The organism is Massilia sp. METH4 (assembly GCF_037094685.1).
Classification (GTDB): domain Bacteria; phylum Pseudomonadota; class Gammaproteobacteria; order Burkholderiales; family Burkholderiaceae_D; genus Rugamonas.
This window is the reverse complement of sequence record NZ_CP146614.1, coordinates 5,479,078-5,496,700: the sequence shown is the minus strand read 5'-3', so window position 1 is coordinate 5,496,700 and position 17,623 is coordinate 5,479,078. Positions and strand designations below refer to the sequence as shown.

Sequence of the window (17,623 nt, the reverse complement as noted above, 5' to 3'; positions counted from 1 at the left end):
GGGGTGTTCGCCCCGTGCGCGGGCGCGTCCGCCTGCCGGCCCGTCCATGGTACGGTAGCGTGCAGGATGATACGTACCATGGACCGCGTGCTAGACTCCGTCCAACGACCGGGCACGCCATGAAAAGAATCCATCCATTCGGTACGCTCAAGGCGCGGATGACAGTCATTGTCTGCGCGCTGGTATTCTCGTCCGGCATCCTGCTGTCCATCTATGCCGTCAACATCGTCGAGCGCGACATGACCCGGCTGGTCGGCGACCGTGAATATGCGCTGTTGTCCAGCGCGGCAGCACAAATGGAACAGGACCTGCAATCGAAGCGTGCGGTACTGCGCGTGACGGCCGAAGGCATGCGCGCCGCCCAGGTGTTTCGTCCCGAGGCGGTACGCCGCCACCTGGAACAGATGCCGTCGCTGGACCAGCAGTTCTTCAATACCGTGGCGATCGATGCCAAGGGCACGCTGATGACCAGTCTGTCCGGCGGGGCAGCCGCCGGACAGACCACCTTGGCGGCCCGCGAATACTTCCAGCAAACCGTGGCCACGCGCAGGGGATTGTTGTCGCGGCCACTGCGCAGTGCGCTGTCGGGGAAGCCTGTCGTGCTGCTGACTGAGCCCGTCTTCAATGCGGCGGGGACCCTCCAGTGCGTGCTGGCCGCTTCCATCGACCTGTCGCAGGCCGAGTTCTTCCGCCACCTGGACCGCCTCACGCCGGGCCGGCACGGCTACATGTTCGTGGTGACGACGGAGGGTATCATCCTCCACCATCCGAACGCCCGCCGCCTGTTGCGCAATGTCGCCGAGGAAGATGGCGGCATCGTGCCGTCAACCCGGCAGGCGCTCGCGGGAATGAGTGGCTGGGTCATCGCGAAGAACAAGGCAGGCGTGAATTCGCTGATCGGCTACCGCCGGCTGGCCACCGCCGACTGGATCGTCGGCATCGTCTACCCGACAGCGGAAGCATTCGCGCCACTGGTGGCAATGCGGCAGCGCGCGCTGCTGCGCACCGGCATCGCCGCGGCCGTCGCCGGACTGTTGGGACTGCTCGCGATCGTGGTCTTGCTGCATCCCCTGGAGACCTTGCGCCGCCAGGTCGCGAGCATCCGGCGCGGCGATGCCGGCATCGACAGTATCGACCTGACCCGCCGGGACGAGGTGGGCGCCCTGAGCCGGGCCATCCACGCACTGACGGAAGAGCGGGCCAAGGCGGAAGCCGAATCGGCACGACTGGCCAGCACCGACTCGCTGACCGGCCTGTGCAACCGTCGCATGATGGAATGCGAGTTGGACAAGGCGTTGATGCGCCAGGTCCGGTCCCGTACCGGGATAGGGGTGGCGTTTCTCGACATCGACCATTTCAAGCAGATCAACGACACCCACGGCCATGGCGTCGGCGATGCCGTACTGGTCGAATTCGCCAGGAGGCTCAAGCTCGCCGTCCGGGCCACCGACCTGGTGGCGCGTTATGCGGGCGATGAGTTCGTGGTGGTCTTCGAGAGCCTGTATGCCGTGGATGAATTGCCGGCGCTGGGTGGAAAGATCGTCGATGCCATGCATCCGCCATTCGATATCATACCTGGCGGGTTGCGGCTCACCACCAGCGTGGGCCTGGCCTTCGGCAGTGCCGGCAGCACCCGCGAAAGCCTGCTGAAATGCGCAGACCAGGCCCTGTATGTCGCCAAGGCCGCAGGCAGGAATGGCTTTGCCGTCGATGGAATCGTCGCGAAGGCGTGCGGCGTCGATCACTAGGGCGTTAGCGCGATGTGGGACGGTGATGCCCGGTTCCTGGGGCTCTTTCGCACATTGGGCGAGCGACCTTCGTCAATCGGCTTAAGCCGCACTGTGCTGTTGCCCAATCTGACGCAACAGCGCGGCAAGTTCGCCGGCGTCCACCGGCTTGACGAAATAGTAGTCGAATCCGGCGGATCGCGCGGCAGCGCGGTCCGTGTCCTGTCCATACCCGGACATGGCGATGAGGGTGGTATCGCGCGTCAACGGGTCCTTGCGCAGCATGCCCGCCAATGTCAGGCCATCGATGTGGGGCAATCCTATATCGAGCAGGCACACCTGTGGCTCGAAAGCATGCGCCTGTTCCATTGCTTCCGTCGAGTGCGGCGTGCTGGCCACCTCATGGCCCATGGAGGTCAGAAGCATCTCCAGCACATCCAGGGCGTCAATATTATCGTCCACCATGAGCACCCGGAGTCCAACGGCATCTGGCTGCCGGTAGATCGTTTTCGCCTCTCGGACCGGCGAATGGTCGGCTTCAAGCCTGGGCAGGCAGACTGTAAAGCGGGCTCCTTGGTCCGCGCCGTCACTTTCGGCGAAGACGACACCGTCGTGCAGCTCAACAAGACTGCGCACCAATGCCAAGCCGATGCCGAGCCCACCTTGCGAGCGATCGGAAGTACGTTCGGCCTGCGTGAATAGCTCGAATGCCTTGTCGATCAGGCTGCGGGACATTCCCACGCCGTTGTCCTGCACTGTCACGCGCACGTGTTGGCGGTCGATCGCCAGCTCAACCCGGATGATTCCACCTTCCGGGGTAAACTTGGCTGCGTTATTGAGAAGATTGGCGATCACCTGCACCAGCCGCTTCTGGTCCCCTCTGACAAACGCGGACAGTGGCGGCTGGCTGACCTGCAGGGTATGGTTGCGACTTTCGATAATGGGCCGTACTTGCTCCAATGCCTCCGCGACGACTTGCTTGGCGTCGAGCACAGTCTTGTCGAGCTTGATCAAACCTCGGGTTACACGGGCGACATCCAGCAATTCGTCGATCAACGCCGTCATATGCTGCACCTGGCGCCTGATGACGGAACTCGATCGTTTCACGTGATCGATATTGGTCCCATCAAGTGCCAACAGAGCGGCAGCGGAACCGATCGGTGCCAATGGATTGCGTAACTCATGAGCGAGCATCGCCAGGAACTCGTCCTTGCGTTGATCTGCCTCCTTGAGGGCCTGCTCCGCCCGCACGCGCTGCGCGATATCCACCGATACCGCCACGGCGCCCAGGACATCGGTGCCATCGCCGATGGGCGCGGCCGATACCATCATCATCCGCCGCGGTGCTTCCGGGAGAAATGCCTCCACTTCCAGCATACAACGGTCGACGGTTTCGCCGCCACAAGCGCGGTGCAATGGCCACTCATGCGCCATGAGTTTGCAACCCGCCCGATCCCCATCGATAAACCAGCCGTTCCAGCGCTCGAAGTCGATTTTGCCAGATGACCGCGGTATTGCCTCGCCGAACAGTTTCATGTGCGCGGAATTGCGGTGTCGCACGGTCATGGTCTTATCGACAACGATCACACCCATGGGCGCGGCTTGCAACACGCCGGCAAGATACGCCCGTTCCGCCTCTGCGCTGTGCGCATGGCGCACCGCTTCCTCGCGGCTCACCCGCAGCGCCTTTTCTGCCAGCACTTGGGCCGTGATATCGATCGTCGTATGGGAAATGCACAGCAGACCGCCTTCCCTGTCGTACACCGGGGTATTCGTTGCACTCCAGTACATGTCTTCAAACCAGCTTTGGCCGTCCTTGTGCATCTTGATGGGATAGCGCTGCACGGGCATCTTCTGCGACTGCCCAGTTGCGATGGCGGTCCGGATCGAGCGATCGAGGTCACGCACCCCCGTGTTGTCCGGGTCATCCGGATCGCTGCCAAACGCTTCGAACAGCGGGGTGCCTAGCACCTCTTCGCGCCGCCGCGATACTGCATGCAAGAAGGCATCGTTCACCGCCAAGATCTCCAACTTGTCGGTCGGCGCCAGCAGATATTGTCCAATCGGGGACGCGTGGAATGCGGCATTGAATGAAATATCGGGAATCATGATCGCCAGCGCTGAGAAATGTGCATTCTTGATGATTTCGCGACGCTCCGTCGCACAGACGGGAGAGCCGGCCCGGTATCATCGTCGCATTGGCGGCTTCCATCACGGCTCACCATTGGTCGTGCCGCAGCAACGGCAACTTGGGCACGGATGACTGAAGTAACTGAGGAACAAGAGCCCGGCGAGCCTGGGTGCGTTAGCGACAAGTCGCCCTGGTATCGTCCAGGAGACTTTCCTGCATCGCTTCGATGAGATTGACGAAATCATGTGTGCTCGAGCGAGCACTGACGCGGCCAGCGTACACCACGGCTGTTGCCAGGCATGCCGGCCGGAACCCGACTGCTCGGCACGGCGGCTGTTCGAAGGTTGCCTTGATTGGCACGCTCGTGCCCCCGTGCCGTACCGCTGCCTCACTCGAAACTCACATCCCCCGACCCCGTCCGGCTCACGCTGCGCTGATCCGGATTCCCATACACCGTCACATCGCCGCTGCCCGCCACGGCAATGGACGCCGATTCGCGCGCAAACACGTCGGTGGTGCCGGAACCCTTCACGGCCACCGATACGGCATCGGATGCCATGTGCTGCGCGTCGATGGTTCCGGACCCCGTCAATTCGGTGTCCAGTGCCTTGCAGGTGCCGGACGCGTCGATCGACCCCGAGCCGTACAGGGCCAGTTGCACGTCCTCGCCGCTGCCCGATTTGAGATCGAGCCCGCCGCTGCCGTGCACGGCGGCCTTCACGTGCCGGTAGCGGCCGGAGAACGACAGCTCGCCGGAGCCGTTCAGCGTGATCGCCAGGCGTTCGCCGGAAAAGCCGGAAATCGTGCTGTCGCCACTGCCGCGGATCTCCACCGTTTGCAGCGAGGGCAGCACGGCTTCCACCTGCAGCGGGCGCTTGTGGTGGAACAGCATGCCGGTGGTGGCGATCCGCAGCGTGCCGTCTTCCTGCGTCGTTTCCACATTGCCGAGCAGGCGCTGTTCGCCGCGCACCTTCAGCGATGGCGTGTCGCCTTGCCGCAGCGTCAGGTCGATCGGCCCTTGCAGGTCGATGGCCGTGATGCCGTGGCCGATCTCGCGCACTTCGGTGCGCGTGACGCGGCCGGCAGTCGTCGATGGATTGGCCACGCCCTGCGCGCGCAGCATGCTGTACGACACGCCGATCAGCGCCAGCGCCAGGACGAACAGCGACAGGGCGACCTTGACGAGGGTGCGGATACGCATCAGTGCCCCCTCAGCAGGGCGGCATTCATCTGCACGTAGCGGCGCAGGCCGATGGCCGTGTAACGCGTGATCACGAGCGAAAGCAGGAACAGGGCGATGCCGCCCAGGACCAGGCCGAAGCCAATGAGGGTTTGCGTGGCGCGCGAGGCTCCCTCGGGGCCGACGCTGATGCGCACGCGGCCGTCGGCCATCGCCTCGGCATTGTCCAGCAGGCGGCCGGAGCGGCTCGATTCCTCGTCCAGCTCTTCCTGCAGGTCGGCGGGGCGCTGCTGGGTCACTTCGATGCCGCGCTCGCCGATCGACACGCGCGTTTGCAGGCGTTCGCCGCGCGCTTCGTCGTCCCCATCCATCACGTGGTGCAGGGGCCCCGGCAGGATCATTTCGTTGGCGCCGGCCAGCCCGCTGGCCGTTACGGCGATGCCGCTCACGTAGAATGTGAACGAGCACAGGTAGACGGCCAACAGCAGTGCCGCGAATACGGCCGCGGGGACCACCATGAACAGATTGAACACGGCCAGGCCTGCGAACGACAGCAGCATGCGGCCGAAGCTGGCCGGGGTTTTCCTTTGCTCGAACGATTGCAGGTGCACGTTGGCGCGCAGCGTCATCGCGATCTTGCGCGGGTCGTCGAGCTCGGCGGCGATTTCCGCCTCGCCGCGGCCGGCCACCAGCCCGTCGATGAAGCGCTGCTCGTAATAGGCCAGGGTCTTGGCCGCCGTTTCGGGCGGCAGGCCGGTCATGGCCTTCTTCAGCGCGTCCAGGTATTCCTGCTTGCCCATTGGTGTTCCTAGTGCATCGCCAGCTGCAGCGCGACGGGGTGGCCGTCCGCCTCGATCTGAACGATCGCCGCCGCGCTTAGCAGCACGATCGCCAGAACGGCGATGGTTGTCAAAGTGATCTTCATGTCCTGTCCTCCGATGCTGCCACTGTACGGCGTCGGCAAGGAACATGCCAACGTGCTGCGACAGGCTGCAAAAAAGAAGGAGCAGGCGGTAGCCAAGGGAGATGGGTGTCAGCGCAGCAGGGCCGCCGCGGCCATGCCGCTGCGCACCGCCATCTCCAGCGTGGCCGGATATTCGCCGGCCGTGTAGTCGCCGGCCAGCACGAGGCCGGGCAGCGGGGTGGCATTGCCCGGCCGCGCCAGCCCGGCCGTGCAGGCATAGGTGGCGCGTTTCTCCGTGACGACCTTGGCCCATGCCGGTGCGCCCAGGTCGGCGCGGCTGAATGCGTGCGCCAGCTGGGCGGCGATCGCCTGCGCCAGCTCCGGTTGGGGCAGGGCCGCAGCGTCACCCGACGCGCTGGTGATCACGGCCAGCAAGCCCGCCTGCGCCGGGTCGAGCTGACCACGGTCGAACACGAACTGGCCCCATCGGCCGGCAGAGGGCTCATCTTCCAATGCGTAGAACGGCTGCCCCAGGCGCACGCCCTGATCGTACTGGAGGTAGCAGGTGGTGATCGGCTCATAAGTGAGCCCGGCCAGCTGCGCCACGATCGCCGCGGCTTCGGGAAGCGGCGCCAGCAGCGCGGCGGTGGCAACCGGCGACGCCGCCAGCACCAGGGCATCGAAGGCTTCGCCGTCGAGTGTCCAGCCCGCGCCGCGCTGCTCGAGCCGGCTGATTTTTGCACCTAACCGAACGTTTCCGCCCCGGCCCTGCAACCACTGCGCGGCGGCCTCGGGGAACAGGGCCGACAGGTCGTGCCGCGGCAGCAGCATGTCGGAGGCCTTGCGCCGCGCGCCCAGGCTGTCGCGCAGCACGGCCAGGAACACCTGCGCCGAGGCGGTTTCCAGCGGGGTGTTCAGGGCGGCCAGGCACAGCGGGCGCCACATCAGCTTGACGAGCCGCGGCGTCTGGTCGAAGCGCTCCAGCAGCTCGGCCACCGAGCAGTCGTTGTCCAGGCGCCAGCCCATCCAGCGGGCCGTCGTCGAGAACCGTGCCATGGCCAGCTTGTCTTCCCGGTCCAGTCCCGTGGCCCGGAGGAGGGCGAAGGCCAGGTGCAGCGGCGCGGGAAGCCGCGGCGCGACGAAGGCCATGCCGCCGGGCGGGTAGCGCATCTGCAGCGGCACGGACAGCACGGCGTCCTGCGCCGCGATGCCGACGATCCGCATCAGCTTCAGCGTGGAGGCATAGGCGCCCAGCATGATGTGCTGGCCGTTGTCGAGGGTGCGGCCGCCCGCCTCGATGCGGCGGGCCCGGCCCCCGAGCGTGCGAGCGGCTTCGAATAGCGTGACGGTGGCGCCGCGGCGCGCCAGCTCGACGGCGGCCGCGCACCCGGCCCAGCCGCCGCCGACGACTGCAACGCTGCTACGCATGCGTGTCAGCCACGGACCCACGTCTTCCAGGCCAGCCACAGCTTGCGGATCGGCGTCAGCGAGATGCGCTGCGTGAGCACGTGGAAGCCGTCGCGCTCGATCTCGTCGAGCAGCGTGCGATAGATGGCGGCCATGATCAGCCCGGGGCGCTGGGCGCGGCGGTCCGCCTTCGGCAGCAGCGCGAACGCTTCGTCGTAGGCCTTTTGCGCGCGATCGGTCTGGAAAGCCATCAGCTTCGTGAAATTATCCGTATGGCGGGCGTTCAGCAGGTCCGCCGCCGTCACGCCGAACTGCTGCAGTTCGTTGATCGGCAGGTAGATGCGCCCCTTGCGGGCATCCTCGCCCACGTCGCGGATGATGTTCGTGAGCTGGAATGCGTGGCCCAGCTTTTCGGCGTAGCGCAGCGTCTGCGCATCGGTGGCGCCGAAGATGCTGGCGGACAGGATGCCGACCACGCCGGCCACGTGCCAGCAGTACTTGGACAGGCCGGCGTAATCGAGATAGCGGGTCTGGTTCAGGTCCATCTCCATGCCGTCGATGATCGCCTGCATGTGCTCCTGTTCCAGCGCATACGGCGCGACGTGGGGTTGCAGGGCCTTGGTGACGGGGTGCGTCGGCTTGCCCGCGTACATGGCGCCGACTTCGTTGCGCCACCAGGCCAGCTTGATGCGCGCCAGCGATTCGTCGGTACATTCGTCCACCGTGTCGTCCACTTCGCGGCAGAACGCATACAACGCCGTGATCGCGCGGCGGCGTTCCGGAGGCAGGAACAGGAAACTGTAATAAAAACTCGAGCCGCTGGCGGCGGCCTTCTGCTGGCAGTAATCGTCGGGAGACATGTAGTTATTTTGCAATATTGCGCGATCGAAGGCGCTATTCTAACGGCGCGGGCCGCAGAGCGCGCCAGAAAATCTTCAGCCAGTCGGCCCGCCGCAGCACCGGTCGGCGCCGGAACACGTCGTAGTCGACTTCCTCGATCGCTTCGAGAATGCGCAGGCCGCCGTGTACGACGAGGCGCAGTTCCAGGCCGATGCGGCCCGGCAGGCGCCACGCCAGCGGCGCGCCGGACAGCATCAGGGCGCGCGTGCGCTCCACCTCGAAGCGCATCAGCGCGCGCCACTTGCCGTGGCCGGCCGGGTCGTGCAGGTGCGCCGGCGAGACCAGGAACCGCGCCAGGTCTTCCATCGGAATGTAGATGCGCTCCTTGTTCTGGTCGATCGCCACGTCCTGCCAGAAGTTGATCAGCTGGAGCGCGGTGCAGATCGCGTCCGAGTCGCGCACGTTCTCCGGCGTCGCGGCGCCGTACAGGTGCAGCATCAGCACGCCCACCGGGTTCGCCGAGCGCCGGCAATAGTCGAGCAGTTCGTCGTAGGTCGCGTAGCGCGTTACCGTCACGTCCTGCCGGAAGGCCGAGAGCAGGTCGTGGAAGGGGCGCAGCGGCAGCTGGTGCGCGGCGATCGCCGCAGCCAGGCGCTGGAATACCGGATCGGCCGGCGGCGCGCCCAGTTCGATGTGCACCAGCGCGGCCTCGTATTCGCTCAGCGCGGCCAGGCGCTGTTCGGGTGTCGCGTCGCCCTCGTCGGCAACGTCGTCGGCGCCGCGCGCGAACGCATAGATGGCCTGCACGGCGGGTACCAGCCGGCGTGGTAGCAGCAGCGACGCGACGGGAAAGTTTTCATAGTGATCGACTGCCATAGGAGTGCGCGTGGCTAACTGACGCGAAAGTCATTTTCAAAGCGGAGCGCCACGTCTATAATTTTCAGCTTATTCGAATATTAATAATTATCGGAAAGTCATTCCAATTCGCCCGCAATCATAGTGGCTTGGCGTAACCGCCGCAATTGCAGCCGAACCAGAGTAAAGGAATATATCGTGCAAGTCCTGAAGCCTTACCTGATCGCGGCGGCCGCCGTGCTGCTGGCCGCCTGCTCCAAGCCGCCGGAAAAGACGGAGGATATCCGCCCCGTGCGCGCGATCGTGCTGCAAAGTTCCGACGTGGACGTGAACGCGGAGTTTTCCGGCGAGGTGCGGGCCCGATACCAGTCGCAGCTGGGTTTTCGCGTGCCGGGCAAGATCGTGACCCGCAAGGTCGATGTCGGCACGGTGGTACGCAAGGGCCAGGCCCTGATGCAGCTGGACCCGCAGGACCTGAGGCTGGGCCAGGCCCAGGCCCTGGCCACGCTGCGCGCGGCCGAGACGACGCGCGACCTGGCGGCGGCGGACGTGAAGCGCTACCGTGAACTGCGCGCGCAGAACTTCGTCGCCCAGGCCGTGCTGGACGAGAAGGAGTCGAGCCTGCGCGCCGCCCAGGCCCAGGTCGATGCCGCCCAGGCGGGCTATCGCGAACAGTCGAACCAGGCGGGCTACGCGACGCTGGTGTCGGACGTCGATGGCGTCGTTACGCAGGTGGCGGCCGAAGCAGGGCAGGTGGTGGCTGCCGGCGCGCCGGTCGTTACGGTGGCGCGCACGGACGAGAAGGAAGTCGTATTCGGCGTGCCCGAAGACCGGGTCGACGCGCTGCGCAAGGTCAGCGACGTGCACGTCAAGCTGTGGGCGGCGCCGGACGAGGCGGTGCCCGCGAAAATCCGCGAGGTGTCCCCGGTGGCCGACCCCGCCACCCGCACCTATGCGTTCAAAGTAACGCTGCCGCCGACGCTGACCCAGGCCAAGCTGGGCATGACGGCGGTGGTGCAATTCGCATCGAAGGGGGAGCCGAAGATCAAGGTGCCGCTCTCCGCCCTGTTCCATGAACGTAATGCCACCTCCGTGTGGGTGGTGGAAAAGGGCGTCGTGCGGCTGGTGCCCGTGACCGTGGCGGCCGCCGACGGCAACGACCTGGTCCTGGACAGCGGCGTGGCGCCCGGGCAGACGGTCGTGACGGCAGGCGTGCACCTGCTCAAGCCGGGCCAGAAGGTGCGCATCCTGGGAGATGACGTTCCCAAGGCCGCGGCACCCGCCAAGGGGGCATGATGAGGGGCTTCAACCTGTCGCGGTGGGCGCTCGAACACATCCCGCTGACGCGCTACCTGATCGCCGTGATGCTGATCGGCGGCATGCTCAGCTACAAGAACCTGGGGCAGGACGAAGATCCCCCCTTCACGTTCCGGGTGATGGTCGTGCAGGCGTTCTGGCCGGGCGCCACGGCGCTGCAGATGGCGAACCAGGTCACCGACAAGCTGGAAAAGAAGCTGCAGGAAACGCCGTACATCGACGAGATCAGCAGCTATTCGAAGCCGGGCCAGACGCTGATCCTCCTGTCGCTGCGCGAATCGACGCCGCCGAAGGAAACCAGCAATGCCTGGTACCAGGTGCGCAAGAAGGTGGGCGATATCGCCGGCACGTTGCCGCAGGGCGTGATCGGCCCGACCTTCAACGATGAATTCGGCGATACGTACGGCTCCATCTTCGCGCTCTCCGGCGACGGCTTCACCTATGCCGAGATGAAGGATTACGCGGACTTCGTGCGCCAGCAACTGCTGCGCGTGGGCAAGGTATCGAAGGTCGAGCTGTTCGGCGTGCAGGACGAGAAGATCGACATCGAATTCTCGCACCAGAAGTTCGCCCAGCTGGGCATACCGTTCGAGCAGATCGTCAACCAGATCGCCACGCAGAACACCATCGAGGCGACCGGCACGCTGGTCACGCCCACCGACAACCTGCAGGTGCGCGTGACCGGCGCGCTGACGACGGTCGAGGACCTGGAAAACCTGGAACTGCGCGCCAACGGCACCACGTTCCGCCTGGGCGACTTCGCCACCGTGAAGCGCGGCTACCAGGACCCGCCGCGCGACAAGATGCGCTTCAACGGCAAGGAAGTGATCGGCCTGGGCGTGTCCATGGAAAAGGGCGGCAACATCATCGAAATGGGCAAGGCGCTCGAACAGACGGTGTCCGACCTGAAGGGCAAGCTCCCCGTCGGCATCGAGCTGGAACGGGTGTCGGACCAGCCGCAGGCCGTTACCGCGTCCGTGGGCGAATTCGTGCACACGCTGATCGAGGCCGTGCTGATCGTGCTGGCCGTCAGCTTCGTGTCGCTGGGCCTGCACACCAAGCCGAAGCTGCGGCTGGACGTGCGGCCCGGCCTCGTGGTGGCGCTGACCATTCCGCTGGTACTGGCCGTGACGTTCCTGTTCATGCGCATGCTGAACATCGACCTGCACAAGATCTCGCTGGGCGCGCTGATCATCGCCCTGGGTCTCCTGGTCGACGACGCGATCATCGCCGTCGAGATGATGGTGCGGAAGATGGAGGAAGGGCTGTCGCGGCTGGAGGCGGCCACCTACGCGTACACATCCACCGCATTCCCGATGCTGACGGGCACCCTGATCACGGTTGCCGGCTTCCTGCCGATCGGGCTGGCCAAGTCCGCGGCCGGCGAGTACACGTTCTCGCTGTTCTCGGTGAACGCCATTGCGCTGATCACTTCATGGGTGGCGGCCGTCGTCTTCACGCCCTACATCGGCTATGTGCTGCTGAAGGTGCGGCCGCACGCGGAAGGCGAGCATGGCCACGATGTGTTCGACACGCCGGGTTACCGGAAATTCCGCCGCGTGGTGACCTGGTGCGTGGAATGGCGCAAGACGACGATCGGCGCCACCCTGCTGGTCTTCGCGTTGGGCGTGTACGGCTTCAATTTCATCGAGAAGCAGTTCTTCCCGGACTCGTCGCGCCCGGAACTGATGGTGGAAATGTGGTCGCCGGAAGGCACGGCGTTCGCCGCCAACGAGGCGCAGGTCAAGAAGTTCGAAGCCTTCATCCGCCAGCAGCCGGGCGTGGTGTCGGTGACGAGCTATGTCGGTACCGGCAGCCCGCGCTTCTACCTGCCGCTCGACCAGATATTCCCGCAATCGAACGTGTCGCAGATCGTCGTGCTGCCCAAGGACCTGGCGGCGCGCGCCGAGCTGCAAAAGAAGATCACGCAGGTGTTTCATGAGGACTTTCCCGAGGTCCGGGGGCGCGTGAAACTGCTGCCGAACGGACCGCCGGTGCCGTACCCGGTGCAGTTCCGCGTGACCGGCACCGAGGTCGAGAAAGTGCGTGCCATCGCCGACCAGGTGAAGGACATCGTGCGCGCCAACCCGAACACGGTCGGCGTCAACGACAACTGGAACGAGTCGGTGAAAGTACTGCGGCTGGACCTGGACCAGGATCGCATGCGCGCCCTGGGGGTGACGACGCAGACCGTGATGCGGGTCGCGAACACGGTCCTGTCCGGCACCGTCGTCGGCCAGTTCCGCGAGGGCATTCGCCTGATCGATATCCAGGTGCGGCAGCCCCTGGCGGAGCGCCAGACCATCGAGATCCTGAACAACACCAACGTCCCCACGGCAGGCGGCAGGTCGGTGCCGATCTCGCAGCTGGCGCGCGTGCACTTCGTGTGGGAGCCGGGCGTCGTCTGGCGCCTGGGCCGCGAATGGGCCATCACCGTGCAAGCCGACGTCGTGGAAGGCATCCAGGGGCCGACCGTATCGGGCCAGATCAACCCCGATCTGGCCGACCTGCGCTCCCGGCTGCCGGCCGGCTACAAGATCGAGGAGAAGGGCGCCGCGTCGGATTCGGGCGAAGCCGAGCAATCGATCGCCGTGAACCTGCCGTTGGCGCTGTTCCTGATCTTCACGCTGCTGATGCTGCAACTGCACAGCTTTTCGCGTTCGCTGCTGGTGTTCCTTACCGGCCCGCTGGGCGTCGCCGGCGCCGCCTTCGCGCTGCTGCTGCTGGGCCGGCCGCTGGGTTTCGTGGCCAACCTCGGCATCATCGCGCTGTTCGGCATGATCATCCGCAACTCGGTGATCCTCGTCGACCAGATCGAGCAGGACATCCAGGCGGGCGCGGCGCCGTGGGACGCGATCGTGGAATCGGCCGTGCGGCGCTGCCGGCCGATCCTGCTGACGGCCGCCGCCGCGGCGCTGGCGATGATCCCGCTGTCACGCTCGGTGTTCTGGGGGCCGATGGCGGTGGCGATCATGGGTGGATTGGTGCTGGCGACGGCGCTGACCTTGCTGTTCCTGCCGGCGCTGTACGCGGCGTGGTTCCGCGTCCGGAAACCCGTCCGCTGAAAATGAAATGGGGGGTGGGTCGATCTGCAAGCCGGCTTATTAATGGATCAGTTCCAGTTGAGTTGGCTAAAGGTCAAAATTCCATCCCCATTTTTTGGAAAACCCAGTAAAATGCCGTGTTGAAGTTGAAAGCCCCTGTGATCCGCAGGGTAGGGCGACCCGTTTTCACTTAATGGTCGCCCTTTGCTTTTGTGCAAATTGGGGCCTCCGAAAGACGCCGCGCCACGCGCGGCGGTCTTCCGAGGGTCCCAGGCAAGCATCAAGTAGGCATCAATTCATGCGCGAGGATGGCGAAATTGGTAGACGCACCAGGTTTAGGTCCTGACGCCAGCAATGGTGTGGGGGTTCGAGTCCCCCTCCTCGCACCACAGTATTCATAATTTTTTGGACGATTTTTACATGGCAACTGCTGTCGAAAACTTGGGCAAACTCGAACGCCGTATCACGATTTCCTTCCCGCTGTCGGACGTCCGTTCCGAAGTGGAAAAGCGCCTGAAGGTGCAGGCCAAGTCCGCGCGCGCTCCCGGCTTCCGCCCGGGCAAGGTGCCGATGAAGATGGTGGCAGCCCAGTACGGCTACCAGATCGAGACCGAAGTCCTGAACGACAAGGTGGGCCGCGCCTTCAACGACGCCGCCAATGAAAACAACCTGCGCGTTGCCGGCTTCCCGAAGATCGAGCCGAAGGAAGGCTCGCCGGAAGGCCAGCTGACTTTCGATGCCACCTTCGAGGTATACCCGGAAGTGGAAATCGGCGATCTGTCCCAGGTCGAGATCGAGACCGTGAAATCGTCCGTCACCGACGTCGAGATCGACAAGACGATCGACATCCTGCGCAAGCAGCGCGTGCACTTCCACACCAAGGGTGAGGCAGGCGAGCATGGCGACGGCGGCGAAGCCGTGGCCGCCAACGGCGACCGCGTGACCGTGGACTTCGTGGGCAAGATCGACGGTGAAGAGTTCGCTGGCGGCAAGGCCGAAGACTACGTGTTCGTGCTGGGCGAAGGCCGCATGCTGCCGGAATTCGAAGCAGCGACCGTGGGCCTGAAAGTGGGCGAGGCCAAAACCTTCCCGCTGGCCTTCCCCGAGGATTACCACGGCAAGGACGTGGCCGGCAAGACCGCCGAGTTCACCATCACGCTGAAGAAGCTGGAATGGGCACACCTGCCGGAAGTCGACGCCGAATTCGCCAAGTCGCTGGGCGTGGCCGATGGCGACCTGGCCAAGATGCGCGAAGACATCAAGGTCAACCTGGAACGCGAAGTGAACGGCCGCGTCAAGGCGCGCAACAAGGAAGCCGTGATGGACGCCCTGGTGGCGACCGCCAAGCTGGACGTGCCCCAGGCGCTGATCGACCAGGATACCGAACGCCTGGCCGAGATGACCCGCCAGGACATGGCGGCCCGCGGCATGAACGTAAAAGATGTACCATTCCCACCGGAGCTGTTCAAGGACAAGGCCGAGCGCCGCGTGCGCCTGGGCCTGATCCTGTCGAAGCTGGTCGGCGACAACGAACTGCAAGCCACGCCTGACCAGGTGAAGGCGCAGATCGAAGACTTCGCACAAAGCTACGAAGATCCGCGCGAAGTGCTGAAGTACTACTACAGCGACCGCCGCCGCCTGGCTGAAGTGGAAGCCCTTGTATTGGAAGAAAACGTCGTCACTTACGTCCTGGGCCTGTCGAAGACGTCGACCAAGGAAGTCCCGTTCGACGAACTGATGGGAAGCGCAGCACAGGGCTAAGTCGCTAGAGCGCCTGACCAAACCTCCAGGGCGAGCCATGAAGGTTTTGTCGGGTGCGTAGTCCCCTGCTAACATCCGGCACCGGCCGGCTGGCTTTATCCAAGGAGTCAGCCGGCCGGTGCGCTTCACAAGGAAAAGGAATGATCGGAATGAACCGCAATCCGGCACTGGACACGGAAATGCTCGGCCTGGTGCCGATGGTTATCGAACAGAGCGGCCGTGGCGAGCGCTCGTATGACATCTACTCGCGCCTGTTGAAAGAGCGCGTGATTTTCATGGTCGGCCCCGTCAACGACCAGATGGCCAACCTGATCGTGGCACAGCTGCTGTTCCTGGAAAGCGAAAATCCCGACAAGGATATTTCGCTGTACATCAATTCGCCCGGTGGCTCCGTTTCGGCCGGCCTGGCGATCTTCGATACGATGCAGTTCATCAAACCCGACGTATCGACGCTGTGCACCGGCATGGCCGCGTCGATGGGCGCGTTCCTGCTGGCCGCCGGCGCCAAGGGCAAGCGTTTCTCGCTGCCGAATTCGCGCATCATGATCCACCAGCCGTCCGGCGGTTCCCAGGGCCAGGCTTCGGACATCGAAATCCAGGCCAAGGAAATCCTGTACCTGCGCCATCGCCTGAACAGTATCCTGGCCGAGCGCACCGGCCAGACGATCGATCAGATTGCCAAGGATACCGATCGCGACCGTTTCATGTCCGGTGACGAGGCGGCGGAATATGGCTTGATCGACAAGGTGTTGACGACCCGCGCTTGATCGAGCGCAAGCGGGGCTGCTCCGTGGCGAGCGCGTCGCAGCGAAAACGCGAAATATACGCCCGGACGCCACACCGTTCCGGGCGTTTTATTTTTATTTCGGGTAGCATGTGGTTGTGTGCAGGACTTCTTGCCTCATCACATGCGCACCGGTTCGCGCATCGTGTGTCGTAACATCGCTTGCCATAACAGCGGTTCAGTTAGCAACTTGTACTGCAACACCCATTCTTGTAACTAAAGAAAACGTCCCATGTCCGACAAAAAATCTTCCAGCGGCGAAAAACTTCTGTACTGCTCCTTCTGCGGCAAGAGCCAGCACGAGGTCAAGAAGCTGATCGCCGGGCCCTCCGTCTTCATCTGCGACGAGTGCATTGATTTGTGCAATGACATCATCCGCGACGAGACGTCCAGCATCGAATCCGTCACGGGCGCCAAGTCGGACCTGCCGACGCCGCACGAGATCGCCGAGTTGCTGAACCAGTATGTGATCGGCCAGCAGACGGCCAAGCGCATCCTGTCGGTGGCGGTGTACAACCACTACAAACGCCTGAAGCACCTGGGCAAGAAGGACGACGTCGAGCTGGCCAAGAGCAATATCCTGCTCGTGGGCCCGACCGGTTCCGGCAAGACGCTGCTGGCGCAGACGCTCGCGCGCATGCTGAACGTGCCGTTCGTGATCGCCGATGCCACCACGCTGACCGAAGCCGGCTACGTGGGTGAAGACGTCGAGAACATCATCCAGAAGTTGCTGCAGAGCTGCAATTACGATGTGGAGAAGGCCCAGCGCGGCATCGTCTACATCGACGAGATCGACAAGATCTCGCGCAAGTCCGATAACCCGTCGATCACGCGCGACGTATCCGGTGAAGGCGTGCAGCAGGCCCTCCTGAAGCTGATCGAAGGCACGATGGCTTCCGTGCCTCCGCAAGGTGGCCGCAAGCACCCGAACCAGGACTTCGTGCAGATCGACACCACGAACATCATGTTCATCTGCGGCGGCGCCTTCGACGGCCTGGCCAAGATCATCTCGAACCGTTCGGAAAAGAGCGGCATCGGCTTCTCGGCCACGGTGAAGAGCAAGGAACAGCGTTCCAACAGCGACATCCTGATGGAAGCGGAGCCGGAAGACCTGATCAAGTTCGGCCTGATCCCGGAACTGGTGGGCCGCCTGCCGGTGGTCGCCACGCTGTCCGAACTGACGGAAGAGGCGCTGATCCAGATCCTGGTCGAGCCGAAGAACGCGCTGGTCAAGCAGTACAGCAAGCTGCTGGAAATGGAAGGCGCCGAACTGGAAATCCGCCCAGCCGCGCTGCACGCCATTGCCCGCAAGGCGCTGGCCCGCAAGACCGGCGCCCGCGGCCTGCGCTCGATCCTGGAGCACGCGCTGCTCGATATCATGTACGACCTGCCGAATCAGCAGAATGTCACCAAGGTGGTCATCGATGAAAATACGATTACCCAGGGTGCAAAGCCATTGTTGATTTATCAGGAAACGCCAAAAGCCTCCGGCGAGAATTGATTTATCAAGGAATTAAGCACTGCACACCGGGCGAAAAAAGCGTTTTGCATCCTTAGAGCAACGCAGTACAATCGAAACCAATAAGAGAAGCAGGCTTCACTCGGAAAGCCACTCGCGGCGCTCGTCGCGCGTGGCTTTTTTTATTAGCTGCTGTCTTTTAGAGCAACGCTGC

The 17,623-nt window shown here is 64.0% G+C and carries 12 protein-coding genes and 1 tRNA gene; 7 read left to right on the top strand and 6 right to left on the bottom strand.

The genetic code is table 11. The annotated features are described in order from the left end of the window. Window positions 1-158: 158 nt before the first annotated feature. A complete protein-coding gene (locus tag V6Z91_RS24210; protein WP_338762251.1) occupies window positions 159-1,748 on the top strand; it encodes a sensor domain-containing diguanylate cyclase in 1,590 nt (529 codons plus the stop codon). A gap of 81 nt (window positions 1,749-1,829) precedes the next feature. Here the strand turns inward: V6Z91_RS24210 and V6Z91_RS24205 are convergent, their stop codons facing one another. The 6 genes from V6Z91_RS24205 to hpnC form a co-directional block, all read right to left on the bottom strand. Continuing rightward, window positions 1,830-3,836 (bottom strand): ATP-binding protein, encoded by a 2,007-nt coding sequence (locus V6Z91_RS24205; protein WP_338762248.1) that lies wholly within the window; start codon window positions 3,834-3,836, stop codon window positions 1,830-1,832. A 410-nt stretch (window positions 3,837-4,246) separates the two neighbouring features. After that, window positions 4,247-5,059 carry a head GIN domain-containing protein gene (locus V6Z91_RS24200; RefSeq protein WP_338762245.1) on the bottom strand — a complete coding sequence of 271 codons (813 nt, stop codon included), beginning with the start codon at window positions 5,057-5,059 and terminating at the stop codon, window positions 4,247-4,249. Then, window positions 5,059-5,838, bottom strand: a complete 780-nt coding sequence (locus tag V6Z91_RS24195; protein WP_338762242.1) for a DUF1700 domain-containing protein — start codon at window positions 5,836-5,838, stop codon at window positions 5,059-5,061. Before V6Z91_RS24195 ends, V6Z91_RS24200 begins: the two co-directional genes overlap by 1 nt. 233 nt (window positions 5,839-6,071) lie before the next feature. After that, on the bottom strand, window positions 6,072-7,370 hold the full coding sequence (hpnE, locus tag V6Z91_RS24190) for a hydroxysqualene dehydroxylase HpnE (RefSeq protein ID WP_338762239.1): 1,299 nt from the start codon (window positions 7,368-7,370) through the stop codon (window positions 6,072-6,074). A gap of 5 nt (window positions 7,371-7,375) precedes the next feature. Continuing rightward, window positions 7,376-8,209: a presqualene diphosphate synthase HpnD gene (gene hpnD / locus V6Z91_RS24185; RefSeq protein ID WP_338762237.1), complete on the bottom strand. Its 834-nt coding sequence runs from the start codon at window positions 8,207-8,209 to the stop codon at window positions 7,376-7,378. Between the two features lie 34 nt (window positions 8,210-8,243). Further along, window positions 8,244-9,065 (bottom strand): squalene synthase HpnC, encoded by an 822-nt coding sequence (gene hpnC, locus V6Z91_RS24180; RefSeq protein WP_338762235.1) that lies wholly within the window; start codon window positions 9,063-9,065, stop codon window positions 8,244-8,246. 177 nt (window positions 9,066-9,242) lie between these two features. On the opposite strand from hpnC, the gene V6Z91_RS24175 reads away from it, so the two are divergent. From V6Z91_RS24175 to clpX, 6 genes are all read left to right on the top strand, one after another. Beyond that, window positions 9,243-10,340 (top strand): efflux RND transporter periplasmic adaptor subunit, encoded by a 1,098-nt coding sequence (locus V6Z91_RS24175; protein WP_338762232.1) that lies wholly within the window; start codon window positions 9,243-9,245, stop codon window positions 10,338-10,340. Next, window positions 10,337-13,426 carry an efflux RND transporter permease subunit gene (locus tag V6Z91_RS24170; protein ID WP_338762229.1) on the top strand — a complete coding sequence of 1,030 codons (3,090 nt, stop codon included), beginning with the start codon at window positions 10,337-10,339 and terminating at the stop codon, window positions 13,424-13,426. Before V6Z91_RS24175 ends, V6Z91_RS24170 begins: the two co-directional genes overlap by 4 nt. A 281-nt stretch (window positions 13,427-13,707) precedes the next feature. Next, window positions 13,708-13,794 (top strand) — tRNA-Leu (locus V6Z91_RS24165). Window positions 13,795-13,825: 31 nt separating this feature from the next. Next, on the top strand, window positions 13,826-15,166 hold the full coding sequence (tig, locus tag V6Z91_RS24160; RefSeq protein WP_338762226.1) for a trigger factor: 1,341 nt from the start codon (window positions 13,826-13,828) through the stop codon (window positions 15,164-15,166). 140 nt (window positions 15,167-15,306) lie between these two features. Continuing rightward, window positions 15,307-15,933, top strand: a complete 627-nt coding sequence (clpP, locus tag V6Z91_RS24155; RefSeq protein ID WP_130189322.1) for an ATP-dependent Clp endopeptidase proteolytic subunit ClpP — start codon at window positions 15,307-15,309, stop codon at window positions 15,931-15,933. A gap of 249 nt (window positions 15,934-16,182) precedes the next feature. Next, window positions 16,183-17,451, top strand: coding sequence for an ATP-dependent Clp protease ATP-binding subunit ClpX (clpX, locus tag V6Z91_RS24150; protein WP_338762214.1), 1,269 nt, complete (start codon window positions 16,183-16,185; stop codon window positions 17,449-17,451). Window positions 17,452-17,623 lie beyond the last annotated feature (172 nt).